A 24,649-nucleotide genomic window follows, 5' to 3' on the forward strand; every position below is an offset into this window, starting at 1 on the left:
GCTCGGGAAGCGCGACAGAGATTCTCACGATGCCCGACAGGGTTCACCCTCCCACGGGTGTTTAGTCTCTCACCCGGCGAGCCCAACTATCACAGCGAGTTGATCAACTGAAGTGTTGAACAACGACGCTAGCCACTCCTTCAAGAGAACGGATTGGAGATGGCCGCATAAATCACTTCAGGCGGCTCATCAATTCCGAGCGCCTCTCTATGCATCATCTCCTCAATATAGCGATGTTTTTCTATGTCCCCAGGATAGGGGCTTGCCACCTCAAGAAAATCACGACCACCAACAGCTACAACAAAACGCTCATGAATATCCCAATAGCACAGTGAGCCGGACGAATGGTGGCGCAGCACAACTTCGAAACCTTCAGCGCGACTATCAATCTCGTAAATATCGTAGGCATCAGCAATGAGAACATCCTCAATCTGCTCGCCGTCCGCAGATATCCTCGACAGCAGCGACCGGTCACTGCCAGAGACCTTGCAAAATGCGAGCCATATAAAATAGCAATCCACAATTGACAACGACCACGGGTATACAGCGTTGCTCCGCCCTTTCACATATTTCATAAAAAGCAGGGAATCATCACCAAACATGCAACCTACTCCTCCTTAAGTCCAACCTTAATCACCTCTTTAATCTTGGTTCCGGTTCGTTCAGCGCTGAGCCGGGCTGAGGAGTCGATGCGTTCAAGGGCGCAAGAAGACCCTTGACGTACCCACCGAGGCCAACTACGTCCTCAGCTGTACCAATCAGGTCCCGTCGCATCATCTTCTCGACATGCTCTACACCACCAAGTCGCGCGACAACATCCGCAAGGAAAGTGACATCTCCCGCAAATAACGTCACGTCCTGATCCAGCTTTACGACCCAGCGACCATCACGCGAAAACAAGAAATGATCACGCATGAAGTTCCCATCTTCCAGCCAGTAGAAGCGCAGGCTATCCAGCCCTCGCTCAATTTCCACAGAGCTTCCACCGTCGGAGCACTCTGAACATCGAACCGCGCACATCGCGATATCTGCAAAGTGCTCCGAAAGTGCGCTCAGCCACGCCACCCAAACATCATTCGGAACAGAATCCTCATACAGGTTGCGATCAAACGCCATCCCGGCCCAGTCTTTCCGGAGAAGAGGGAGATCCGGAGCGGTAGCATCTGAGAGGCATGCCGCTATGCAGTCTGGCAAGCAACATTTATTGCTCATGGCTTCTCTGACTGCACTCAAGCCCACTCATCAATACTCCGCCTAACGGCCAACACCTGTGCTTCGGCATAGCGGGGATCGCGAATACGGATATCGGCATCATCAAGATAGTGCCATATCACGTGAGGAACCCCTATTTCATACGAACTTGACCGAATCACGTTCTTGATAAATTCCGCCCGCTGGTACCAGCCAGACACCTGTTCCTCGGAAGCAGGCTCGGATTCCAACAGCCTCCGCAGACAGGCTAGAACGATATTCTTTTCATCGATAGCGCTCAATGCGAAACCTCATATTATTCAACCAAGGGGAAATTCCCCCAAAGCCTATCGGCGTGATCGATCAGCTCGCAATGACATAGACGCAATCGCGCAACGTGGAGAACTGAGCTGCCCAGGAGTGCCATGGCGTACTCTGACATCTGCGACTCTACCAGCGATCGAGAACGTTCCGAGGCCCCTTCCTGGCAAGTTTCACCCCTAACACGGGGAACATGTGATCACATGTTAGGCGCGCCTTTGAATCATCCCGCTTTCCTGCCATAGAAGGCAGAAATGAAAGCACATGACGTCATTTCCACAACCTATCACTCACTTCAGATCTTCAAGATTGACGAGCACGTCCCCAAATTTCGCACGTGGCACGGGACCAGGGATTCGTAGGGAGCGAACTTCAAGGGGGGCGTGAATTTCGCCAAGCAGCAGATCACCTGTCGAATTGTCAGCTTCTCTTGTCCTGTACACCCCAATTATCGAAACCCATGAATACGCGTATTCGTCAAATACGCCTCGCTGCATATCTACTGGACCTCTAATTCGAACTTGAGTCTCCTCAGTCACTCCGGCCTCAAACAACTCTTTGCTTGAATTCAGTACAAAGAGCCCCCCACTCACCCCGAGATACCCCTCCATCCGCACCAACTTTCCATCGAATAGCCGGGGCGTAGCAGCTATTTCCCGGAAGCTGACTCGGCAAGCGGAGCTGCCCTCGACCCCACAGCTCTTTCCAGACGGTTCGCCCCCGCCTTCTTGATGCCTGCAACCAGTCCCGTAGAAAATAAAAACAATAACCATGAAAAACCGGAAATCAACATTCACGCCCACACCTCTGCGTCGCCATCCAGCGCCATGGGATACCGCCCACTTTCGCTGCACTCCCGCAAACCGCCCCTCCTCTGCCAGCCGAAAAATTCGCAGAATCATTGATAGCCAAGTTCATCAACAACAGCCTTGCACTTGGAATCCAAATCGACATGAAATGATTTCAACTCCTCGGACGGTAGTTTCCCGTCGTCCGAGCGATGCATTACTGCATATCCGCGCAACCCTGCCACCGTCCCATCAGGAGCAATGTCGTAGACATCCCCACCCCACCCCCGCGACGACTTTACATAGTCAGCCACCACCAAAAGACAGTTGTCATCCAGCCGACCGCTTCCTATTTCATGTAGCGAACAACCAGCGACAGATACAAGACATAGCACTGAAGTGCGCGCAAACCCTTGAAGAACCATCGCTGGTCGTCGGCATCGAGATGAACTTGTGGATTTCACAGCACTCCCGCCACTTGTCGAGAAACCCAGGAAGGAACACCGTGGGCCGCGTGTCCACCCGCGTTTGCGGTGGTGATTCTATCAATAGCGCGTCAGCCACTGTTTGACGACAACGTGCTCCCATTCTACTTGGGATAGCCATTCGCCCATCACCCCTTCAGCCATGACCATCCGAACCACCTCACCAGAAAGCTCATACACCGTACGCTCGATGACATTTCCATTGACAGCGGTAATCACCGCCGGTGAAGCCAAGCATCGGTGCAAGTGTACATGACCACTTCATCGGCAGCGCCCAGCACTATATACAGGCCATGCGTACCAACACCGCGAGTGCCGCCCGAATCAGTGGAAAGCCAGCCCTTTTTCCTTCCGGCAGCCCACCCTCGACCTCTCGGCAATAATCGTCACACACTCATTCAAAGGAAGCCCACAGGTGTCAGCCGACTTGACGACACCATAACGATCGACCAAGACGAAATATACCCTTAACCTTTCGCTCCCATCCTGATCAAATGATCTCCTGACATCAATTAAATGCACCCTGCATATTTGTGCTTCTGACACATTTTCGAAAGAATTGAAAACTGACTCGAGCGCCAGTTCGTATTGATTAGCCGCTGCGTTTCCCGGATCATGATTCATGACCACATCCAAACGTTCATCTCTTCCGCCACAGGCGGCAATTCCTAAAAAACAAAGCGCCGCCACAATAATACCGGCCAGCCACCCAAAGCGATCAAGCACTTGGGAATTTCTCACTGAAATACCTCCCAAAACTTGGCGCACCCGCAATCTACATCCTTTCACAGAACCCGATCATTCGCTTCACAATGACCGAGGCACACTGGTCTTCGTCAATACCGCAAGTCCCCGCAGTCAAGAACTTCCCCCCGCCATCAGTCAATACATAGAATATCCTTCTATTTCTCCGACCCTCCCGAGAGAGTTCGAGCTGCGATACCACCAACTCTGCATTCACTTCCCGCGCCCTATCCACAGGGCGCGAATGTATTACCTCATCCATATCAGCATGAATCTTCTGAGATGAGGAGCTGTCGTGGTCCTGGTTGGCTACCCGAAGAAGACAACCGCGCTCCTGCACACAGGAGGCAAGAAGCGGCATCAATAAGGCAGCAGATAGAAAAAATTTGATCTTCATCGAAACCTGCCCATCCAATAACCTCGAGTTCAAACCAGAATACGCTCCGCATCAGCCATTCCTATCATTGAATCCGAACGAATTATTATCGGCATTTGCGCAACTGCTGCCTCTAATTGGAGAGCCCCACCCCGCAAGGTGGAACCCCGACCCGTTCATGCCGCAATCTCTGAAGATCCATCTCCATCAGTTCGCGCGTAGTCTCCGGCGGATCAAGACGCAAGCCTTCCTCGAGGATTTGCATTGCGCGCTTACAGTCCCCCCCGCCTTGCTCAAGGGAGAGGAACAGTGCCAATCGCTGCATTGAACTAACGTCCATTCGTGCGACCCCCTCCTCAAGCCAGTAGCGATACCGCTCCATGTCGCCACGCGTCGAGTAGTGCCATTCGAGCTTTAGACGGGCCTCTGCATTCCCGTTTTCAGCCATCGAAATCTGACGCTCCAATTCTTCCTCGGAAAGGGCCAAACTTGGCGCTTCATCATGTTTCTCATTTCGGGAAAGCCGCTCTTCCTGAGGCTCCCCGTTGCCGCAGCCAACAAGCAGCAAAGACAAAACAACGGAATTCGAAAGAATTTTCATTGCTTAACCTTCACCGTTTCCATTCTACGAATTCTGGACCCCAATTCAGGCTCAGCAAACTGATAGGATATTGAACCATCAGCTTTGATCGTAATCGAACGAATAGCGGGGCCCGTCGGCCCCGTCCCTCCAGGCGAGAACCTCTGCCATACACCTGCACCTCCGGCTCCGTTCTCACCCATACTGACACGGAGCGTCATATCATCTCCAGGCTTGTAGTTTTTTGGATAGCGAACGAATCCGTTGGGAGCATATACGGACGACTTATTCAGGTTCGCCCACCCCTGAGCAAAAGCCTTTGCCTGACCGATTTCCGCCCCCAAGTGGCAACCTGCCATGAATATTTCCTGGCCCTGCTTTAGCCCAAACTGGGTCCGAGCCATATCCCAGGAGCTGACTGTGGAGTAATTTTCCATGCGCCCCCCTCGCTGGTCCTGAATGACCATGTTATTGGCGTGCCCTGCGACCGTGAACTTGCCCGGAATATTGAGCGCATCTCCTGCCGCTCTCAGCCCGTTCGGATCAGCTTCACCGAACACGTTCATGTCTGCCCTGCCGTCCGGATCTTTGAACCTATAGGGATTGGCAGAAGCATAGCGATAGCGATTGAATGAAGCCCCTTCCGAACTAGCTGCAACTGGATCAGCCCCCAGAAATGCGACAGTTTGGAAGTCATAGTACCGCTGCTGCATGTAGCTCAGACCCGTGCCCGAGTCCGTCACATGCCCCGTATATCCCGGCCCATCCTTCAACGGCCGATTCACCACCGCCCCATACGGCTCATACACCGTACGCTCGATGACGTTTCCGCTGGCATCGGTGATCGCCACCGGTGAACCCAGTGCATCAGTGTGGATGTACTCGACGACTTCCTGTGCGACCGCCGGAGCCACACAGGCCGCCAGCACCACCAGCGTGAGCACCGCCCGAATCAACAGCGAACAGAGTCCATTCATGGCTTAGTCCCAATTCAATACGCCGCGGGTGACGGGGAAGTCTGCGGACCATGCCGAACAGCCACCGGCGTTGCAGGCCCTGACAATGTAGAGACTGGCGCAGTAGGTCCCGCCGCTCGACTGCACGTAGGTATTGGGGCCGGTGTACAGGCGCCGTCCAGCTCCGGAAGGCTCAAGCTGATACTCCGTTGCCCCCGGAACCGCGCGCCAGCCGACGCTGCATTGCACCTGATAGGGCGCCTTGCGCGTGCTGAGCCACTCTGCCACGTAGATCTGAGTGGCTGCGGGAGGGAGGACCACGGAGACAGTGGCGATGCCCGAGTAGGGGCTGCACCCCGCGAAATTGCATGCCCTCACCCGTAGGCATAGCTGCCATTGCCACGGCTGTTCCCGCCGCCGTTATGCACTACCGTCCAGCCACCACCGTTGGCACGCTCCTCGCGCGAATCAGCAGGAAAGGTTCCGGCTCAGCACGCTACGGTTGAAGGCGTGCAAAATCACCAGCGCGTCAGACATCGCAGCTGGATCCGACATGGGCCTGGATCGGAATGCATCTCCCCGCCATCGGCACCGCTCTCCAGTTGGCAGCCAGTGACACAACCGTCCCTAACGGTTGATCGACGAACGAGCCCCAACCACCATCATGCGACACTGCCTTCTTCAAAGCGGAAAATGAAATGCGGGCGTCAAGAAACTAATGATGAATCAACAGACACACCATCGTAATCAATAGATGCAAACTCAGAAACCGACATCTTCCCTTGAATGCGCAGCAAGCCAATGTAGGCTGACTTAGCCAGGAGTGACTTAGAATCATTCGAATGGAGCACCGCCCTGAGCCATTCCTCGATTGAAGCTGCATCAAGCCTCCTCCGAAGCACTGCAGAAACAAGCGATTCAATCATAAGCCTCCGATTATCATCAACAGGCTCCTGCCCCACCGTAACAATTCCAATAAAACAACCAAGAATCAACGGATCTGCCCAACGCAGCCCGCCGATGAAAATGGCCCTCTCTCGGATCTCCGGATCACAATGGAACAATGACCTCGATACCAATACATAGCTTGAAGAGTCGGGTTCGGCCGCGAGAACCCGCGACATCTTGTAAAGCCGTTCAAGCAGCAGTTCATCTTCCGCCATCAGGAGTCTCCTGCATTTGCAACCACACGAGTCCCCCGAGGGGCGGTTGCGCGCCCACCCGATCAACGCATGCGCTTCAATCGGGAAAAGGTACAAACGCTGCGCACTACTGCAGGCTTATGGACAGTATTCATCCGGGGGCCACCTCACAACCGCTGCAGTCACTTCAAGTCTTCCAGATCCAGCGCCACTTCCTCAATGGCGCCACGTGGCATTGGGCCGGGGACCCGAAGAAATCAGACATCAAGCGGAGCATGGATTCCGCCAAGAAGTAGATCGTCCGTCGACGCATCTGGCCGGTCCAGATCTCGCGTCTGGTCTGCTCACGCTTGCCCAGACCCTCGGCATCATCAAATATCAGCTGCATGGATAGCTTCTCAACGTGTGCCGCCATTGTCTCTCATGCGGCCGACCAGCGGCCGGCACTACCGAAATGGTTGTTCAGAGGATCATTAAAGGGCGGTAAGCACTGGGCGGATTTGCCGCTCCTGCCTAAGACAGCTACGAACTCTTCCCGCGCAGCAAGCCAACGAAAAGTGGTATGTAAGCCACCGTAAACGCCGCCAGAAGTATGAGCGTCCATTCAATGAATGAAATCCCTGTATGCCCGTAAACGAGACGCAGCAACCCATAGCTGGCGATCGTGAAAACAGCAGCTTTCGCGTAATACACGGCGACGCCCTTCAGGATCAATTTGATCTTCATATCCTACTTCGACGTATCGTTCACAAGTGGTTCGAGATCGCCTGATGAACTGACCGCCGTACCGACGGCATTGGCCGCTGTTTGGGTGGGATTGGAGTATTTAAACCCAGGAGTGGCTTCCTTTATACCCTGCATCAGATTTCCTGTCGCAGTTCGCTCAGTCTGTGTCATCCCAGCACTCGCACTTCTAGCCGCCACACCAGGCGCAGCAGAAACAGCTGCCCCTAAGCCAGCCGTTCCTCCGCTCAAGGCTGCGCCTTTTGCAACCTCGGATACAGAAGCGGTCTTACCTTCAAGCTGTGCATTTGCTTGAACTGAAACTGCGCCGACGGCTGCATTTCCAACCACGTTTGCGGCAATGGTTCCACCGGTAGTGGCAGCTGTGCTTGCAACGGCACTTACTCCACCACTTAGCGCACCAGCCGCTGTTGCGACAGCGACTTGCCCCCATTTTACTTGGGAGAATCTTTCGCCCATCGACCCTTCAGCCATAGCCATCTGAACACCGATGTTCACAACTGCGCCTATTGGCGCGCCCCACAAGCACTGGGGGCAGCGCCCATCCGGATCTTTGAACTTGTACGGGCTGTTGTAAGCATAGGCGTAGCGGTTTAGATGGCGCATATCGCCCCCTTCAGCCGTTACCGGATCAACGCTCAGGAAAGCCCCTAACGCCGGATCCATGTACCGCTGCTGCATGTAACTCAGCCCGGTCCCCGAGTCCGTCACATGCCCCGTATATCCCGGCCCATCCTTCAACGGCCGATTGACCACCGCCCCATACGGCTCATACACCGTACGCTCGATGACGTTTCCGCTGGCATCGGTGATCGCTACCGGTGAACCCAGTGCATCAGTGTGGATGTACTCGACGACTTCCTGGGCGACCGCCGGAGCCACACAGGCCGCCAGCACCACCACCGCGAGTACCGCCCGAATCAACAGCAAAGAGAGTCCATTCATGGGTTAGTCCCAGCTCAGTACGCCGCGGGTGACGGGATGGTCGGCCGACCACGGCGAGCAACCACCGGCATTGCAGGCACGCACGCGATAGTCACCAGCACAGTAGGCATTGCCGTCTGCACTCACATAAGCGTTCGGCCCGGTATACAGGCGCTTTCCACCGCCACCACTCTCAAGCTGGTACTCGGTCGCATCGGCCACTTGGCTCCAGCCCACCGAGCACTGCACCTGATACGGTGCCTTGCGAGTGGTCAGCCATTCCGCAAGATAGAAGTAGGGTGTCCCTGGCGGAAGTGCGACCACAACCGTCGCAATGCCCGAGTACGGACTGCACCCCGCGAAATTGCACGCCCTCACGCGATAGGCGTAGCTGCCTTTGCCACGGCTGGCACCAAAGCTGTTCCCGCCGCCGTTATGCACCACCGTCCAGCCACCACCGTTGGCACTCTCCTCCAGCACGAAACTCTCGCTGTTGGCCGGCACCGACCAGCTCAGGCTGTACTGCGGCACGTTCACCAGGCCCGGCGCGCTGATCACCGGCTCGATCGTCGGCGGTCCGATCACCGCTACCGTCGACGTGGCCGACCACGGTCCGCAGCCTGCGCCATTGCAGGCGGCAACCCGATAGCCATAGCTGCCGACCCCGCGCGCAGCGGTGGCATAGGAACCCGCGTTGCCGTCGAACAGCGTGACCCATCCGCCACCATTGCTGCTTTCCTGCAAGGTGTAACGCGTGGCACCAGCCACCCCGTTCCAGCCAATGCCGATACTGCCCGGCGCAGCGCGTGCCGGCGCAGAGAGACCTGGCGCAGTGGCGGGCGGATACACCACCGTCACCGCAGCCGTGGCGCTGTATCCCGTGCATCCCACCGGATTGCATGCGCGAACCCGGTAGTTGTAGCTTCCCGCTGCCTTGCCACTGAAGGCCTTGGACTGACCGATGGCGTTATGCACCTGGGCCCAGGCGCCACCATTGGCGCTTTCCTCCAGCTCATAGCGCTCGGCACCGGAGGCCGCAGACCATGCCACGCTGAAACTGCCATTGAAGGCTGTGGCAGGCACGTTCAAGGTCGGCACGGTCGATGGCGCCAGTGCCACGGCCACTGATGCGACATTGCTCCATCCGCCGCACACCGCCCGGCAGCCGCGCACCCGGAACTGATAGGTTCCCGTGACCAGGCCGGTGCTGGTGAACGATTGCGCCGCGCCATCGAAGACCGTGCTCCAGGTGCCCGCAAGCGCACGCTGCAGCTCATAGCGGTTGGCACCACCGGCCGGGCTCCAGGTCAGGTTAACGCTGCCCTGGGTGATGTAGCCCGGCGCACTCAGCGCGGGAACGCTGGGTGCGGCTTCGCCATGCACCTGGGACACAAGGCTGCCTGACAGGTAGAGATAGTCGGTCTGTTTGCCGGTACGTTCGTTGCGCTGGAATCGCAGCACACCGCCGTTGTCGTAGAACGAATAGATCGCCCCCTTGCCACTGGCGCTGGCCTTCACCCGGCGCCCGTGGGCGTCGTACTCGTAACTCTCTGCTGTACCCGCCGCACGCAGTCGGTTGCCGTAATCAAACGCGAAAGCTTGACCATTGCGCACCGATAGATTGCCCTGCACGTCATAGCCAAGACCGGTGACGGTTGCCCCGGTTCCGGTTTCGATCACGTTGACCAGCCGATTGGTCGGATCGAAATAGTGCGTACGATCGCGGCTGCCGACCTTGGCACGGCGCAGGTTGTCCAGCGCATCATACTCATACAGTGCGTTGCCGAAGCCCGGTGCAGTGACCGTCCGCAACCGGTCCAGGCCGTCATAGGTCATGTCCCGGTTACCGGGCGCCCCGGGCAGGCCATCGGAAATGGCCATCACATTGCCGCCGGCATCGTAGTCGTAGCTGTCATCCAGCACTGCGGCCGCTGCGGTGGCATCGCGGCTGCGGTCGGGCAGCCCGCGGGTGCACGATCCCGTTGCCATAGACGAAGCGGGCCAATGCGCCGTTGGCGAAGTAACTGGCCTCTTTCGCATAGCCACCGACCGTCGTCGCCCGACCCAGTGCATCCGGCGTATAGCTGACGACGCGCCCCCCCGGGTAGATATTGCTGGCCAGTGTGCCGTTGGCATCGTAGCCATAGGCCAGGCTCAGGCTTCCCAGATCCGGATGCTGCAGGGTTTCGCCACTGAGCAGGCGGCGGCGGTTGTACTGGTAGCGGTTGACGACCATCGGCCGGGCCGGGTCGTTCTGCGTATTGATCTCGGCAGGCAGACCATCAGGCGCGTAGGACCAGTTCTGATTTCCGCGCCCATCCGGGAAGATCAGGGTCGACAAGCGGTTGGCAGCATCGTAACTGCGCTTCACCGCACGTCCACTGGCCAGCGCTTCACTGCGGTTGCAGTCGGTGGTGCTGGTCAAACCCGTGCCGGCCGCCGACCACAGCACGTTGCCTGCCGCGTCGTAGTCCTGCACGGTCGCGCCGGTTTCCGGTTCGATGGTCTTGCACAGCTGCTGGTAGCCGTCATAGACGTAGCGGCGGGTCAGCGACTGGCTGCCGTCTGCACTGCGGCGGGTGATCGCCAGCGGCTTGCCCAACGTGTCTCGCTGGATCTCGGTCACCACGCCTTCCGGATGCTGCAGCGTCAGCGGCATCTCATAGCTGGGCTGGTCGTAGGCAAGATGACGGGTCGTCGTGGCCTGGCCGCGTGGATTGGTCACCTTCACCGACAGATTGCCCACGTACTCGGTGCGGGTAACCAGTGCCCCCAGCTCGGACGATTGACTGACCACGGTGGGGCGGCCCAACGCGTCGTACTGCGTCGTGGTGCCGGCCAGGGTGGCATTGATATCGGAGAACTGCCGCGTGGGATACGAGGCAAACACGGTCTTGCCGCTGGTGTCGTAGCGGGTCACCACGGCGCTGTCCAGCACGTTGTTGGCGTTTTCGGTCACCAGCACCGGGCGGAACATCGCATCCAGGTAGGTATCCGTGCGCCGCCCGCCCTGCGTGCGGGAGTGCTTCCACGCACCGGCGGGCACCCCCAGCTGCGCGCCACCCAGCCGCTGCAGGTCCATGGTTACGCCATTCCAGTTCACGCTGTCGCCGCCAGGGAACTGCTGGCTGCGCAGCCTGCCCATGCTGTCGTAGCTGAAGCTGGTGGTTGCGCCGGTTTCGTCGGTCAGCGAGGTGATCCAACCGTTGTCGTCGACGGCAACCGTGCGCACCGCGCCATTGGGCGCTTCGGGCGTGGCCGGCATGCGCAGCTGCTGCGGAACGCCACGCTTCCATCCCGACAGATGGCTGGTATTGCCGCGGCCATCGGCCACCGAGGCAACCGTGCCGTCGGCTGCGTAGGTCACCTGCTGCGCCAGGCGGCCGAATGCATAGGCGCGTAACGGCAGTGCTTTGGCCGTATCGAATTCGGTTCGCGACTGCTCGATGCCATTGAGCACACTGCGCGCCACCTGGCCGTTCACCCATAGCGCGGGATTGTCGTAGTAGCTGGTGCTGCTGGTGCGACTCTGGCCGGCGGAATTCGCTTCGACAACGGAAACTTCGCGGACGAAGGCATCAAAGGCCTGCACCGTACGGGTGAACTGCACGCCGTCCTGATTGATGATCGTGCTCTGCACTGGGCGGTTCAGATGCTCTCCCAGCTCCGTGGCCCCGTACTTGAGATTCCGACCCGCCTCGCGCGGGAACGGTGCGCTGGCAAGCTGCGCGTCCGGGTAGTAGTTACTGCGCTCGGTTCGAACCACCGCGCCACCAGAGCTGGTTGTCGTCGACAGCAGCAGACCGTCGTTATAGCCAACTTCCTTTCCGAATTCGTATGTCCGGATCGTGCCATCCGGCAGGGTTTCAATCGTTATCTTGGGCTCTGCCTGCCCCACCGGGATCGCCGGCCACCCAGCCTGGTCGACTCTCCTGTCGTACTCCCACCCCAGATTGGTGTACTGATAGCTCCACTCCGCCGTGGGCATCCCCGGGCCACTTATCCGCTTTGCCACCAGCGACATCGCGTCCCGATAGATAGGCGTGAGATTCCATCCGTCGGCCAGCAACTGGTCGTCGCCGGAAGTCTGGCAGTTGAACGGAACATTCTTGCGGCCATGCCGGAAGGGTCGGAACACGAAGGTTCCCACCGCGCCTGATGGGTGCGTGATGGAGGCTGCAACCTCGGTCTGCACAATCTTGTTCGTCTTCGCGCAAAGAGCCGGGACCTCCATATAGGCCCAAACGTCCTGCCCGGTGTACTCCTGATACTTCTTCGTCACATTGACAGGCGGCAGGTTGTAGCTCCACGCCGTCCCGTCCGGCAGCGTCACCGACTGCAACACACCGGCCGGGGTGTAGCCATAGGTCCAGGTTCGACCCGCTGCCGTCGCCGTTGCGATACGGCCCAGGGAGTCATAGGCAAGGCTGATGCTGCGCCCATCGTTGGCAATGATTCGATCCAGCCGCCCGCCACTCCATTCGTAGCGGACCCAATTGCCGAAACGATCGACAACCTGTGATGGATAAAGGAAGACCTTTTTCCGTTTCAGCGTGGCATGGGTGATGGTGTCGTAGGGCTGGAGAACGGCAGACTCGTTCTCGCGCGCCACCATCCAGTCGAAGTAGTACTTGGTTCCATCCGGCGCGTGGCCCAGAAAGCCTTCGCCCGGCTGGCCGCTCTTGAGCGCACTGAGGCAGGAGAAGAACCATCCCCCTTTTGTGTTCCAGGGCGTTGGCGTGCCAACCTGCGGAGTTGGCTGGCGCGCGTCCCCGCTGCCCGCCAGGACGGTTTCACCGCCTCCGCCCGGCAATGAAAGCCTCACCCCATCCCAATAGGTGTGGGGAGAAAAATTGATGGTCTGGGTATGCTTGTAGTTCCAGACATCCAGCGACGGAGGTGCGGAAACTGTCGAGCAACGGGCGCTTGGAGTCCAATGCCCGCCGATCGCAGTTTCCGGCTGGTCTCCGTAAGTGCCTGAAAGCGACGGAATGTCGAGATCCCAGTTTCCATACTCCTTGTCATTTGCACTGCCGCTGACATCCCCATAACTGCGGCTGAGCGAAACCGCGAGCCCACCATTGCCCGGAATCGAAACATCCGTGGCCTTGAAGCTGATCGAACCGTCATAGAGGTTGACCTGCTCGCCGAAGATCTCGCCCTTTAGCGGTTCGACAAGGTCCCCGTACTTCAGTCGCTTGTCGTACTCCTGCCGCCAGGTGGGAACGATCTGGGCGGAAACGCCGACCGGTGCCAGCACGCACAGGGCAACGACACCGAGAAGAAGACCCTTGGCAGCCATTGCGGCGCGCGGATGAGAAATGAGGCCAGACTGCATGCAGATCCTCCCTGGATCGACGTCCCTGTGTGCCCCACCCGCGCCGAACGGCAGTTGGCCTTCGACCAGGCGGCACCCACGCCGGCAGACAGCCACGCGTTGCTTCACGGTGGGCGGGTGCTGGTCACAGATATGAACGAATAATGAAGATGGCGTCAAGTCCACGCATTGGCCACACTCGGCAAAGTCACGTCAGCCAGCAGCCTCCCGTGCCCTTCCCTGCTCCACCTAGAATGTCCCCATGAGCACCCTGACCTTCCGCGCCGCCACGCCGGCCGACATCCCCGCCCTCATTGCCCTCGTCACCTCGGCCTACCGCGGCGATGCCAGCCGCGTCGGCTGGACCACCGAAGCCGACCTGCTGGACGGCGCCCGCATCGACGCCGAAGGCATCCAGGCCGACCTGGACCGCCCGCGCTCCACCATCCTGCTGGCCGAGCGCGGGGACCAGCTGGTGGCCTGCGCCCATGTCGCCGATGTCGACGGCAAGGGCTACTTCGGCATGTTCTCGGTCGACCCGGCCCAGCAGGGTGGCGGCGTTGGCAAGCAGCTGATGGACGCCGCCGAAGCGCACGCCGCACGCGAATGGAACGTGCCGGTGATGCAGATGACGGTGATCGACGTGCGCGACGAACTGATCGCCTTCTACGAGCGTCGCGGCTACAGCCGCACCGGCATCAAGAAGCCGTTCCCGTATGGCGACGAGCGTTTCGGCATCCCCAAGCGCGACGACCTGCGCTTCGAGATCCTTGAAAAGCCGTTGACCGGAGCCGTCGCGTGAGCGAGGCCTGGACCTTTGTCTGTGCCGGCGCCGAGCTGTTGCCGGGCGAAATGAAGAGTGTGTTCGACGAGGTGACCGGCACGCCGATCGTGGTATTCAACCTCGACGGCGAGCTGTACGCCCTGGAAGACCAGTGCACGCATGAAGAGTTCGAGCTGTCCTCGGGCGAGTTCAACACCACCGAAGGCAGTGTGGAGTGCGTGCTGCACGGGGCGCGCTTCGACGTGCGTGACGGGCGCGCTTTGTGCGCGCCGGCCTACAGCCCTGTGCCCAAGTTTCCGGTGAAGCGCGAGCACGACGCCATCTGGACCCGCGACGACCGGGATTGAGGCGGCGCTCCGCCCGGAGAGATCATTCACGGGGCGCCCCGCCAGAGAGCATCAACCCATGGGGTGGATCTATCGGAAAGCCATGAGGACCCTTCCAGGGCGCCCCGTGGCCGCCTCGGGGGGCCGCCACGCCCCGTACATGCGAATCATTATCGTTGATGTTATTCTACGTAACATCTTCGTAACGACTCCGCCCCTCGCGCCATGGCTTCGCCCGCGCCCACCGCCACGCTGTGCCAGCTTGCCCGTCAAGGGTGGCCGCTGCTTGTGGCCGTGCTGCTGACGCTGCTGCTGGGCTGGTCGGCACTGCACGAAGGACGCGACAACGGCCCTGCTGCCAACGGCTGGCAGGCACAGGCTGAAGATCTGCAGCAGGTCATGCCGATGCCGGCCCCGCCGGCGGACGAGTGCCCGCACCCTGCCGCGCCAGCACCGGAGCCGCCGCTGGATGGCGAGGGCACCACGCCCTGTACCGGACTGGCTCCCCCGCGCGCCGCCCTGGTCGTACATGTTCCGCTGTGGCGCTCCAACGCCCTGCGCTGGCAGCTGCACGATCCCGCACTGCGGTTGAACCCCGGCCACGCACCGCCCGCACCGCACGCCAGCTGAGACGCCCTGCGGCTGTTGCCGTGCGTCTGACGTCATTCGCCCATAGCCGAGCATCGGCTCGGCTCTACAGACGAAGCCCTCCACGTGCCCACGCGCTGCCTGCGCTGCGGCTCTCCCCCTTTCCCGATCCACGCCACGACCCATCGCCATGACCTACATCACGTCCCGCAAGCACGCCCCGCGCGTTTCCCTGCTCGCCACCGCCACCCTGGCCGCGGGCTTCGCGCCGCTGGCTGCGCAGGCCGCCGACAGCGCCGACGCCGGCTCCCGCAACGCCACTGAGCTGGACAAGGTGCAGGTGCGCGGCAGCTGGTTCAACCCGTCCTCGCCGAAGTTCACCGCCGAGCTGCTGGACACCCCGAAGTCAGTGTCGATCGTGTCGGAGAAGCTGATCGCCGAAACCGGTGCGACCAACCTGCAGGATGCGCTGCGCATGGTGCCGGGCATCACCTTCGGTGCCGGCGAAGGCGGCAATCCGACCGGTGACCGCCCGTTCATCCGTGGCTTCGATTCGCAGAGCAACGTGTTCGTCGACGGCCTGCGCGACGTCGGCTCGCAGACCCGCGAGATCTTCGACCTGGAGCAGGTGGAAGTGGTCAAGGGACCGAGTTCGGCCTACGGCGGCCGTGACTCCGGCGGTGGCAGCCTGAACCTGGTGAGCAAGACGCCGAAGCTGAAGAACGAGACCAGCGCCAGCATGGGCATCGGCACCGACAGCTACGCACGCGGCACCGTGGACGCCAACTACGTGCTGGGCGACGGCATCGCCGCCCGCCTGAACCTGATGAAGCACGCGTCTGACATCGCCGGTCGTGATGCGGCCAATGTCAGCCGCTGGGGCATCGCGCCGTCGATCGCGTTCGGCCTGAACGGCCCGGCGCAGCTGATCGCCAGCCACTACCACATGCAGAGCGATGACCTGCCCGATGCGGGTGGCTTCCCCTACAACAATCCGTTCTCCAGCGGCCCGAACGTGGCCAGGAACGGTGATGGCCGCCCAGTGGTGCCGGACCGCAACAACTACTACGGCCTGGTCGACCGTGACTTCCAGCGCACCCGCGCCGACATCAGCACTCTGGACGCCAGCTACGACTTCGGTGGCCACAAGCTTCGCAACATCGCGCGCCTGGGCAACACCAGCAACGACTACCTGTGGACCCAGCCGGACGACAGCAAGGGCAACCCCAACCTGTACGGCACCTTGTGGCGTCGCACCAACACCCGTGCGGTCGACGTCAAGAGCTTCGCCGACCAGCTGGGCCTGACCGGTGCGTTCCAGACCGGCGCGCTCAAGCACAGCTACAGCGCGGGCCTGGAGTACAGCGACGAGAAGATGACCCGTGGCAGCTACCTGATGTCGCCGGGCACCGCCAATCCCCTTGAAAACAGCGCCAACAGCACTCGCTGCCAGGTGTCCGGCGCGGCCACCGGCTACAACTGCACCGACTTCAACAAGCCGAACCCGAACGATCCGTGGGCGGCCGGTCAGATCGTCTATCGCAGCGACAAGGCGCTGGACGTCGAGCAGCGCACCAGGACCGCCTCGGCCTACGTGTTCGACACCATCGAGCTCAATGAGCAGTGGATGATCAACCTCGGCCTGCGCTACGACGACTTCCGTACCACCCTGACCACGCCGGTGGCCGGCAAGGCACCGACCCGCGTGCGCAACAGCAACGACTTCCTGAACTACCAGGCCGGCGTGGTGTTCAAGCCGGCCGCCAACGGCAGCATCTACCTGTCCTGGGGCACCTCCTCGACCCCGCCGGGCATGGACGGTGGTGACGGTTCGGACGGCCTGAGCGCGGCCGTTGCCGACCTCAAGCCGCAGGACACGAAGAACCTCGAACTGGGCACCAAGTGGGACCTGCTGGACAACCGCCTGAACCTGACTGCTGCGATCTTCCACACCGTGATGAACAACGCGCGCGTGACCATCGACAACGGCACCAGCCAGAACGCCGGCAAGAAAGAGATCAACGGTTTCGAGCTGGGCTTCAACGGCCAGTTGACCGAGGCCTGGAGCCTGTACGGCGGCTACACCTACCTCGATTCCGAGCTGAAGGACAATGGCTTTGTCTGTGGCGCACCGGTGGGCCGCACCTGCCCGTCCAACGTCTACGTGCCATCGCCGAACAACGGCAACGAATTCCCGAACACCGCCAAGCACAGCGCCAACCTGTGGACCACGTACCGCTTCCCGATCGGCCTGACCGTCGGCGCCGGTGCGTTCTACTCGCACAAGCAGTACGGTGATGTGGCCAACACCAAGTGGATTGCCAGCTACACCCGCTTCGACGCGATGGCCAGCTACGCGATCCAGGGCAACATCAGCCTGCAGCTCAACGTGCAGAACCTGACCGACAAGACCTACTTCACCAAGGCCTATGCCTCGCACTACGCGAGCATCGCCCCGGGTCGCTCGGCCACCCTGGCACTGAACGTGAAGTTCTGATGTAACTTCGCTCCACCACGGCGGCAGGCGCTCCTGCCGCCGTTTTTGTTTCCGGCGATACTCACCTCATGGCACCCCGTACCCCCATCGACAGCGAAGCTCTGGCCGAGCTGCTGCAGCACGATCCGCAGGCGGCCTTCGCGCATGTGCGCGACGCCGCGCGGGCCGGACAGGTCGAGGCACAGCTGCTGCTCGCGCAGATGCACATGGAAGGCAAAGGCACCGCGCAGGACGCCTCGGCGGCACTGCTCTGGTACGAAACCGCCGCCAACAACGGCGCGCCGATGGCGATGAACATGCTTGGCCGCTGCCACGAACTGGGCCAGGGCACCACGGCCAATCCGGCACTGGCCGCAGTGTGGTACCGGCGCGCGGCCGACACCGGGCTGGACTGGGGCCTGTACAACCTGGCCAACCTGCTGGCCACCGGCCGCGGCGTGCCGCTGGACCGCGCGCAGGCGCTGGCGCTGTACACGCGTGCCGCGCACCTGGGCCACGCCAAATCGATGAACCTGCTGGCCCGCCACCTCGAAGACGGACTGGAGATCGAGCGCGATCCGCAGGCGGCGCTGGACTGGTACCAGCGCGCGGCCGAGGCCGGTGATTTCCGCGGCCAGGCCAACTACGCCTCGATCCTGCTGCAGGCCGGCCAGGTCGAGCAGGCCGTGCACTGGCTGCAGCTGGCACTGGCCCACGGCAGCCCGGCGTTCATGGCGCATCTCGTGCCGGAACTGGCCGCATCGCCGCATCCACAGGTGCGCGCCCTGGTCGCACCGCCGTCCCTCTGAGGAGTCCCGCATGCTGCTGCACATCCCCGACGTTCTCAGCGCCGACCAGGTGGCCGACTTCCGCCGCCGGCTGGATGCCGCCGACTGGACCGATGGCCGCGAGACCGTCGGCCATCTGGGCGCGCAGGCCAAGCACAACCAGCAGCTGCCCGAGGCCTCGCCGCTGCGCCGCGAACTGGGCGAGATCATCCTCGTCGCGCTGGCCCGGCATCCGCTGTTCTTCAGCGCCGCGCTGCCACTGAAGTACCTGCCACCGCGCTTCAACCGCTACAGCGGCGGCGGCACCTATGGTTTCCACGTCGACGGCGCGGTGATGAACCTGGCCAACGGCGAACAGCTGCGTTCGGACATCTCCTGCACCCTGTTCCTGTCCGCGCCGGACGAGTACGAGGGCGGCGAACTGATCATCAGCGATACCTACGGCGAGCATGAAGTGAAGCTGCCCGCTGGCGACCTGATCGTGTACCCGTCCAGCAGCCTGCACCAGGTGCGGCCGGTCACCCGAGGTGCGCGCGTGGCCTCGTTCTTCTGGGTACAAAGCATGGTCCGCGACGATGTGCAGCGCCGCCTGCTGTGGGAAATGGATGGCGCGATCGAGCGCCTGCGGCAGACCGGCGGCGACGCCGAGGCGGTGCTGCAGCTGACCGGCGTGTACCACAACCTGCTGCGGCGATGGAGCGAAGTCTGAGCCCCATCCGGCCAGTCCGCGACATTTTGGCAATCATTCTCATTTGCAACAGATAACAGCTCTCATTACAATCACGCCCCGTTGATGCCGGCCGCTGCCGGCAGACCCTTGGGGACCCCTGCTTGCTGCGCCCGCTTCGCCCTCGCCCACTCATCCATCGCAAGATGGGCACCGCCATGCGCGGCCAGCGTCCTGCGCTGGCCAGCCTGCTGGCGTGGGTGGCGATGCTGGCCTTGCTGCTGGGCACCCTGCCCCTGCTGCCACACGGGCAAGCCGGAATGGCCGTGCAGATGCCGCTGGAAGAGCGCGGTGGCGAAGCCCCCCTGCTGGAAGAGGCACCGGCCAAGCTGCGCCGCTGTGCTGCCGCCCCGGTGAAATCAGCCGAGAAGGCACGCCCGCCGTTGCTGCTGGCCAGCCAATGGCTGCGCACCGAGCTTGAACTCGTACCCGCTACGCCGGCCATGCCCGGCGTGCGCCCGGACTGGCCGCTGGCCGCTCCGGACACGCCCTGGGCCGACGCGCCCGGACGCCGCCAGCAACGCGGCCAGGCGCCGCCGCTCGCCTGATTCACGGCCCCGCGTGACCACCTGCACGGTCGCGTCAGCGCGCCGCTGCCTGCTTCATCCCTGCCGCCCCTGACCGGGCCTCCCCGTGCATGCCGACCGTTCGCGCCTGGCATCGCACCACCCTGCATCCTTCGAGGTTACTGCCATGGCCCAGCGCCATCGTGTCCGTTCGTCCCTGTCCCGTACCCTGCTGACCAGCGCCGTGCTGGTGGCCATGACCGCCCCTGCCTTCGCCCACGGTGACGCTTCCGGCACGCCACAGACGCTGGACAAGGTGGTGGTCACCGCCTCCGGCTTCGAGCAGAAGGTGGTCGATGCACCGGCCAGCATCAGCGTGGTCAGTCGCGAAGAACTCAGCAAGCGCCCCTACACCAACCTGGTCGACGCGCTGCGCGACGTCGAAGGCATCGATGTCGGCCTGGAGGCCAGCGACAAGAACGGCCGCGCCACCATCTCCATGCGCGGCCTGCCGTCCGAGTACACCCTGGTGCTGATCGACGGCCGCCGCCAGAGCAATGTCGGCCAGCTGTACCCGAACAACTTCGGTGGCGGCCAGTTCGCCTACCTGCCGCCGCTGGACGCGATCGAACGCATCGAAGTGGTGCGCGGCCCGATGTCCACGCTGTATGGCTCGGACGCGATGGGCGGCGTCATCAACATCATCACCCGACGCAACCAGGACAGCTGGCACGGCGCCGTGACCCAGGGCTTCACCGTGCAGCAGGATGACCAGTTCGGTGATGCACGCACCACCGACCTGTACCTCAGCGGCCCGCTGCTGAAGGACCGCCTCAGCCTGGCGGTGCGCGGCAGCTACTACGACGCCAAGGCCTCCAATCCGGAGTGGGATGCACTGCCCCTGCCCGACGGCAGCCTGTGGGAGCGCAGCATCGGCTTCGGCGGCGGTGGCAAGTCGGTGGCCAACACCAACTGGAACACTGGCGTACGCCTGGATTTCCGCGTCAACGACGATCACGAACTGTGGCTGGACTACGACGTGTCGCGGCAGAAGTACGACAACAGCGAAGGACAGACCGGCACGCTGGACAGCCTGGCCAGCCTCTGGCGCGTCGGCAACGCGGTCATCCCCAACCCGAACGGCAGCGGCACCGTCACCCGCCGCGTGGTGCAGCCGCGCGTGGGCTACACCGCCTACCAGCGCTACGAGCGCGATCAGTTGTCGTTGACCCACCAGGGCCGTTACAGCTTCGGCACCTGGCAGACCTCGCTGACCCACAGCAAGAGCAGCAACCTCGGCCGTTCGCTGCCGCTGACCTTGGACGAGCGCGCCAACCTGCAGACGCTGTGGAATGACGTCTGCCGCCGCACCGGTGCCGCCAGCAACTGTGCGGCCGGCCGCGGCAATGCGCTGACCGCACTCAATCCCAGCGAGATGGCGCGCCTGCAGGCGTTCCTGCCGCGCCCGCTGCGCACCATGGAACTGGAAGGCTACGTGCTCGACACGATGCTTGACCTCGACTTCGGCGCGCACAAGCTGACCGTCGGCGGCCAGTACAACGACACCGACATGATCGATGGCGTGTTCGGCATGGATGGCGCCGGCTACCGCAGCAACACCAAGCAGAAGCACCGCATGTGGGCGCTGTTCGCCGAGGACAACTGGGCGCTGACCGATACCCTCACCGCTACCTTCGGCCTGCGCTACGACGACCACAACGTGTTCGGCAGCCATGTCAGCCCGCGCGGCTACCTTGTGTGGAACGCCAGCGACGCGTGGACCTTCAAGGGCGGCGTCAGCACCGGCTACAAGACCCCGCGTCCGGACCAGCTGTTCCCGGGCATCACCGGCTTCGGTGGCCAGGGCGTGCTGCCGCTGGTGGGTTCGCCGAACCTGAAGCCTGAAACCAGCACCAACTACGAGGTGGCCGCCTACTACGAGGGCCAGCGCTGGGGCTTCAACGTGACCGGCTTCTTCAACAAATTCGAGGACAAGATCGCCAGCGGCGGCACCTTCCCCAACTGCGAAGTGGCGCCGGCCGGCAGCGGTTACTGCGTGGACATCGGTCCGGGTTGGGCCGCGCTGGGCTACAGCACCTTCACCCAGAGCGTGAACATCGACAAGGCTGAAACGCGGGGTGCCGAACTGGCCGCCCACGTCGACCTGCTCGACACTCTGCAGCTGCGCGGCAACTACACCTGGACCAGGAGCGAGCAGACCAGCGGCCCCGACAAGGGGCGCCCGATCTCAGGCACCATGCCGGCAAAACACATGGCCAACGCCAGCCTCAACTGGCAGGTCAACGAAGCAGTCAGCCTGTCGCTGATCGGCGAGGGCCGCTACGACCGCTACCGCGACACGCTGCTGGACGCCAACGGCGCCAGCCACACCCGCTACTACGAGGACTACACCATCTTCCATCTCGGTGGCAGCTGGAAGGCCACGCCCTGGCTGACGGTGAACGCACGGGTCAACAACCTGCTCGACAAGGATTTCGTCTCGCAGTCGTGCCTGTTGATCAGCCAGAGCGAGTTCAACTGCGTGGACGACTACGCGACCAAGGACCAGCGCCGCAGCTACTGGATTTCGCTGAACGCGAAGTTCTGACCGCCACGCACCGGTAGTGCCGGCCGCTGGCCGGCAATCCGACGTTGTTTCCCGGAACCCTGGTAGTGCCGGCCGCTGGCCGGCAATCGCCCTCCAGGGATACAGAACGACACGCAATTGCGAGCCATTCTCATCAATGATGTAATGGGCAGTCCCCGTCCGCCTCGAACCGTGCCGTGAGCCGTCCTGCCTCTTCCACCGTGCAGCAGCAACAGAACCGTGGCTTCTGGCTGCGGACGCTGCACCAGTGGCACTGGATCAGCTCGGCGGTGTGCCTGATCGGCATGCTGCTGTTCGCGGTGACTGGCCTGACCCTCAACCATGCAGCGAAGATCGAGGCCAAGCCCGAGGTGCAGAACCAGCATCTGAAGCTGCCGGCCGAACTGCTGGGCCAACTGGGCACGCGCGAGGACGGCAACGCACCGATTCCGCGCCCGGCCCGGCAATGGCTGGACACGCAGCTGGGCATCGCCATTGGCGGCCGCCCGGCCGAGTGGTCGACCGAGGAGATCTACCTGTCGCTGCCGCGCCCCGGTGGCGACGCCTGGCTGAGCATCGACCGCGAGACCGGCGCGGTGGAATACGAATCGACCTCGCGCGGCGCGGTGTCCTACCTCAACGACCTGCACAAGGGCCGTAACGCGGGCCCGGCGTGGGGCTGGTTCCTGGACCTGTTCGCCGTGGCCTGCCTGGTGTTCTGCATCACCGGCCTGTTCCTGCTGCACCTGCATGCGCGGCAGCGGCGCATGACCTGGCCGCTGGTCGGCCTCGGCCTGATGATCCCGCTGCTGATCGCCCTGCTGCTGATCCACTGACTTTCCTTCGTTTCCGGAGCCGCCCCATGCGCGTCACCCTGACCATCGCCCTCAGCGGCCTGCTGGCCACCTCGCCGGCCTATGCCACCACCCTCGACATCAACGTCGAAGTGCCCAAGCTCAACGTGGCCGAGTACCACCGCCCGTACGTGGCAGTGTGGCTGGAAGGCGCCGACCAGAAGGTCGCGGCCAATCTGTCGGTCTGGTACCAGCAGACCAGCAACAGCGAAGGCCACGGCACCAAGTGGCTGCCCGACCTGCGCCAGTGGTGGCGCAAGAGCGGCCGCACCCTGCAGGTGCCGGTGGACGGCGTGACCGGCCCGACCCGCCCGGCCGGCAAGCACGCGCTGTCGTTCAACGACAAGCAGCCGGCACTGAAGCAGCTGGCCCCCGGCAACTACACCCTGGTGGTCGAGGCGGTGCGCGAAGTCGGCGGCCGTGAACTGCTGAAGATCCCCTTTACCTGGCCGGCCACCGCCGCGCAGAACGGCAAGGCGCAGGGCGCCACCGAACTGGGCCAGGTCACCCTGTCCGTCAAACCCTGAGAGGGGACGGAGGGGATCAAGTCGTAATCCCCTTCTCCTTGCCGCATCACCCCGCATCCACTGGAGTCCTCCGCATGAAGCGCACGCTCGTCCTCGCCGCCGCCCTGGCCGCTGCCCTTCCCTTCTCCGCCCTGGCCCACAAGGCCTGGCTGCTGCCCTCGCAGACCGTGATCGCCGGCAACGCACCGTGGATCACCGTCGACGGTGCGGTCTCCAACGACCTGTTCTACTTCAACCACGTGCCGCTGCGCCTGGAATCGGTGGTGATCACCGCGCCGGACGGCAGCACCGTGCAGCCGCAGAACGCAGCGACCGGCAAGTACCGCAGCGTGTTCGACATCGAACTGAAGCAGCCGGGCACCTACCGCATCGCGTCGGTCAATGACGGCCTGTTCGCCACCTACGAGCAGAACGGCGAGCGCAAGCGCTGGCGTGGCAGCGTTGCCACTTTCGGTGAACTGCCGAAGGATGCGAAGAAGCTGGAAGTGAGCCAGTCGGTCGGCCGCGTGGAGACCTTCGTCACCAACGGCGCGCCGAACGACACCGCGCTGAAGCCGACCAACCGCGGCATCGAGCTGGTCGCCGTCGGCCACCCGAATGACCTGTTCGCCGGCGAGGAAGCCACCTTCCGCGTGCTGGTCGATGGCAAGCCGGCCGCCGGCCTGGAATTCGAGATCGTGCGTGGTGCCACCCGCTACCGCAACGCACAGGACGAACTGAAGGTCACCAGCGATGCCAAGGGCGAGATCAAGGTGACCTGGCCGGAAGCCGGCATGTACTGGCTGGAGACCGGCACCGAGGACAACAAGACCTCGGTGAAGCAGGCCGCCAAGCGCCGCCTCAGCTACGTGGCCACGCTGGAAGTGCTGCCGCAGTAATGTGGACCGCGATGCCGGGCATTCCCCGGCATCGCCGCCG

General features: G+C 62.1%; 24 protein-coding genes. 11 read left to right on the forward strand and 13 right to left on the reverse strand.

Going from position 1 to position 24,649, the window contains the following annotated elements:
* Window positions 1–140 precede the first annotated feature (140 nt).
* The 13 genes from AC5P7R_RS01690 to AC5P7R_RS01750 form a co-directional block, all read right to left on the reverse strand.
* Window positions 141–602 carry a hypothetical protein gene (locus AC5P7R_RS01690; RefSeq protein ID WP_495213712.1) on the reverse strand — a complete coding sequence of 154 codons (462 nt, stop codon included), beginning with the start codon at window positions 600–602 and terminating at the stop codon, window positions 141–143.
* A 31-nt stretch (window positions 603–633) separates the two neighbouring features.
* Window positions 634–1,116 (reverse strand): hypothetical protein, encoded by a 483-nt coding sequence (locus tag AC5P7R_RS01695; RefSeq protein WP_227853955.1) that lies wholly within the window; start codon window positions 1,114–1,116, stop codon window positions 634–636.
* A gap of 686 nt (window positions 1,117–1,802) precedes the next feature.
* On the reverse strand, window positions 1,803–2,309 hold the full coding sequence (locus tag AC5P7R_RS01700; protein ID WP_227852009.1) for a hypothetical protein: 507 nt from the start codon (window positions 2,307–2,309) through the stop codon (window positions 1,803–1,805).
* A gap of 536 nt (window positions 2,310–2,845) precedes the next feature.
* The gene (locus tag AC5P7R_RS01705) at window positions 2,846–3,004 is read right to left on the reverse strand and encodes a hypothetical protein (RefSeq protein WP_258306704.1); all 159 of its coding nucleotides are present in this window, start codon (window positions 3,002–3,004) and stop codon (window positions 2,846–2,848) included.
* A 105-nt stretch (window positions 3,005–3,109) separates the two neighbouring features.
* The gene (locus AC5P7R_RS01710) at window positions 3,110–3,553 is read right to left on the reverse strand and encodes a hypothetical protein (RefSeq protein ID WP_146205519.1); all 444 of its coding nucleotides are present in this window, start codon (window positions 3,551–3,553) and stop codon (window positions 3,110–3,112) included.
* A gap of 485 nt (window positions 3,554–4,038) precedes the next feature.
* Window positions 4,039–4,506, reverse strand: a complete 468-nt coding sequence (locus tag AC5P7R_RS01715; RefSeq protein ID WP_054171181.1) for a hypothetical protein — start codon at window positions 4,504–4,506, stop codon at window positions 4,039–4,041.
* A complete protein-coding gene (locus tag AC5P7R_RS01720) occupies window positions 4,503–5,462 on the reverse strand; it encodes an RHS repeat domain-containing protein (protein WP_227853956.1) in 960 nt (319 codons plus the stop codon). Before AC5P7R_RS01720 ends, AC5P7R_RS01715 begins: the two co-directional genes overlap by 4 nt.
* 686 nt (window positions 5,463–6,148) lie before the next feature.
* The gene (locus AC5P7R_RS01725) at window positions 6,149–6,604 is read right to left on the reverse strand and encodes a hypothetical protein (RefSeq protein WP_146205521.1); all 456 of its coding nucleotides are present in this window, start codon (window positions 6,602–6,604) and stop codon (window positions 6,149–6,151) included.
* Window positions 6,605–6,770: 166 nt separating this feature from the next.
* The gene (locus AC5P7R_RS01730; RefSeq protein ID WP_146205522.1) at window positions 6,771–6,971 is read right to left on the reverse strand and encodes an SH2 domain-containing protein; all 201 of its coding nucleotides are present in this window, start codon (window positions 6,969–6,971) and stop codon (window positions 6,771–6,773) included.
* Window positions 6,972–7,105: 134 nt separating this feature from the next.
* Entirely contained in the window at window positions 7,106–7,309 is a 204-nt protein-coding gene (locus tag AC5P7R_RS01735; protein ID WP_010485953.1) for a hypothetical protein, read from the reverse strand.
* A gap of 3 nt (window positions 7,310–7,312) precedes the next feature.
* On the reverse strand, window positions 7,313–8,272 hold the full coding sequence (locus tag AC5P7R_RS01740) for an RHS repeat-associated core domain-containing protein (RefSeq protein ID WP_227853957.1): 960 nt from the start codon (window positions 8,270–8,272) through the stop codon (window positions 7,313–7,315).
* 3 nt (window positions 8,273–8,275) lie between these two features.
* Window positions 8,276–10,240 carry a fibronectin type III domain-containing protein gene (locus tag AC5P7R_RS01745; RefSeq protein WP_495213713.1) on the reverse strand — a complete coding sequence of 655 codons (1,965 nt, stop codon included), beginning with the start codon at window positions 10,238–10,240 and terminating at the stop codon, window positions 8,276–8,278.
* Window positions 10,164–13,589 carry an RHS repeat domain-containing protein gene (locus AC5P7R_RS01750; RefSeq protein ID WP_495213714.1) on the reverse strand — a complete coding sequence of 1,142 codons (3,426 nt, stop codon included), beginning with the start codon at window positions 13,587–13,589 and terminating at the stop codon, window positions 10,164–10,166. Before AC5P7R_RS01750 ends, AC5P7R_RS01745 begins: the two co-directional genes overlap by 77 nt.
* 241 nt (window positions 13,590–13,830) lie before the next feature.
* Here AC5P7R_RS01750 and AC5P7R_RS01755 point away from each other — a divergent pair, with 241 nt between their 5' ends.
* The 11 genes from AC5P7R_RS01755 to AC5P7R_RS01805 all read left to right on the forward strand — a co-directional run bounded on the left by AC5P7R_RS01755 (window position 13,831) and on the right by AC5P7R_RS01805 (window position 24,609).
* Window positions 13,831–14,370 (forward strand): GNAT family N-acetyltransferase, encoded by a 540-nt coding sequence (locus AC5P7R_RS01755; RefSeq protein WP_021202565.1) that lies wholly within the window; start codon window positions 13,831–13,833, stop codon window positions 14,368–14,370.
* A complete protein-coding gene (locus tag AC5P7R_RS01760) occupies window positions 14,367–14,699 on the forward strand; it encodes a non-heme iron oxygenase ferredoxin subunit (RefSeq protein WP_010483575.1) in 333 nt (110 codons plus the stop codon). Before AC5P7R_RS01755 ends, AC5P7R_RS01760 begins: the two co-directional genes overlap by 4 nt.
* A 204-nt stretch (window positions 14,700–14,903) precedes the next feature.
* Complete coding sequence (locus AC5P7R_RS01765; RefSeq protein ID WP_019659414.1) at window positions 14,904–15,308, forward strand: hypothetical protein; 405 nt, start codon at window positions 14,904–14,906, stop codon at window positions 15,306–15,308.
* A 148-nt stretch (window positions 15,309–15,456) separates the two neighbouring features.
* Window positions 15,457–17,763 carry a TonB-dependent receptor gene (locus AC5P7R_RS01770; protein WP_478436240.1) on the forward strand — a complete coding sequence of 769 codons (2,307 nt, stop codon included), beginning with the start codon at window positions 15,457–15,459 and terminating at the stop codon, window positions 17,761–17,763.
* 68 nt (window positions 17,764–17,831) lie between these two features.
* Window positions 17,832–18,551, forward strand: a complete 720-nt coding sequence (locus AC5P7R_RS01775) for a tetratricopeptide repeat protein (RefSeq protein ID WP_227853960.1) — start codon at window positions 17,832–17,834, stop codon at window positions 18,549–18,551.
* Window positions 18,552–18,561: 10 nt separating this feature from the next.
* Window positions 18,562–19,239 (forward strand): Fe2+-dependent dioxygenase, encoded by a 678-nt coding sequence (locus AC5P7R_RS01780; RefSeq protein ID WP_134735822.1) that lies wholly within the window; start codon window positions 18,562–18,564, stop codon window positions 19,237–19,239.
* 164 nt (window positions 19,240–19,403) lie between these two features.
* Window positions 19,404–19,805, forward strand: a complete 402-nt coding sequence (locus tag AC5P7R_RS01785) for a hypothetical protein (RefSeq protein WP_021202570.1) — start codon at window positions 19,404–19,406, stop codon at window positions 19,803–19,805.
* Between the two features lie 145 nt (window positions 19,806–19,950).
* Entirely contained in the window at window positions 19,951–22,371 is a 2,421-nt protein-coding gene (locus AC5P7R_RS01790) for a TonB-dependent receptor domain-containing protein (protein WP_197574778.1), read from the forward strand.
* 176 nt (window positions 22,372–22,547) lie between these two features.
* Window positions 22,548–23,186, forward strand: a complete 639-nt coding sequence (locus AC5P7R_RS01795) for a PepSY-associated TM helix domain-containing protein (protein WP_021202572.1) — start codon at window positions 22,548–22,550, stop codon at window positions 23,184–23,186.
* Window positions 23,187–23,212: 26 nt separating this feature from the next.
* Window positions 23,213–23,731 (forward strand): DUF2271 domain-containing protein, encoded by a 519-nt coding sequence (locus AC5P7R_RS01800; RefSeq protein ID WP_021202573.1) that lies wholly within the window; start codon window positions 23,213–23,215, stop codon window positions 23,729–23,731.
* 74 nt (window positions 23,732–23,805) lie between these two features.
* Window positions 23,806–24,609, forward strand: a complete 804-nt coding sequence (locus AC5P7R_RS01805; protein WP_021202574.1) for a DUF4198 domain-containing protein — start codon at window positions 23,806–23,808, stop codon at window positions 24,607–24,609.
* Window positions 24,610–24,649: the final 40 nt, after the last annotated feature.

It is taken from the genome of Stenotrophomonas sp. YJH_SMC_27 (genome assembly GCF_059369815.1).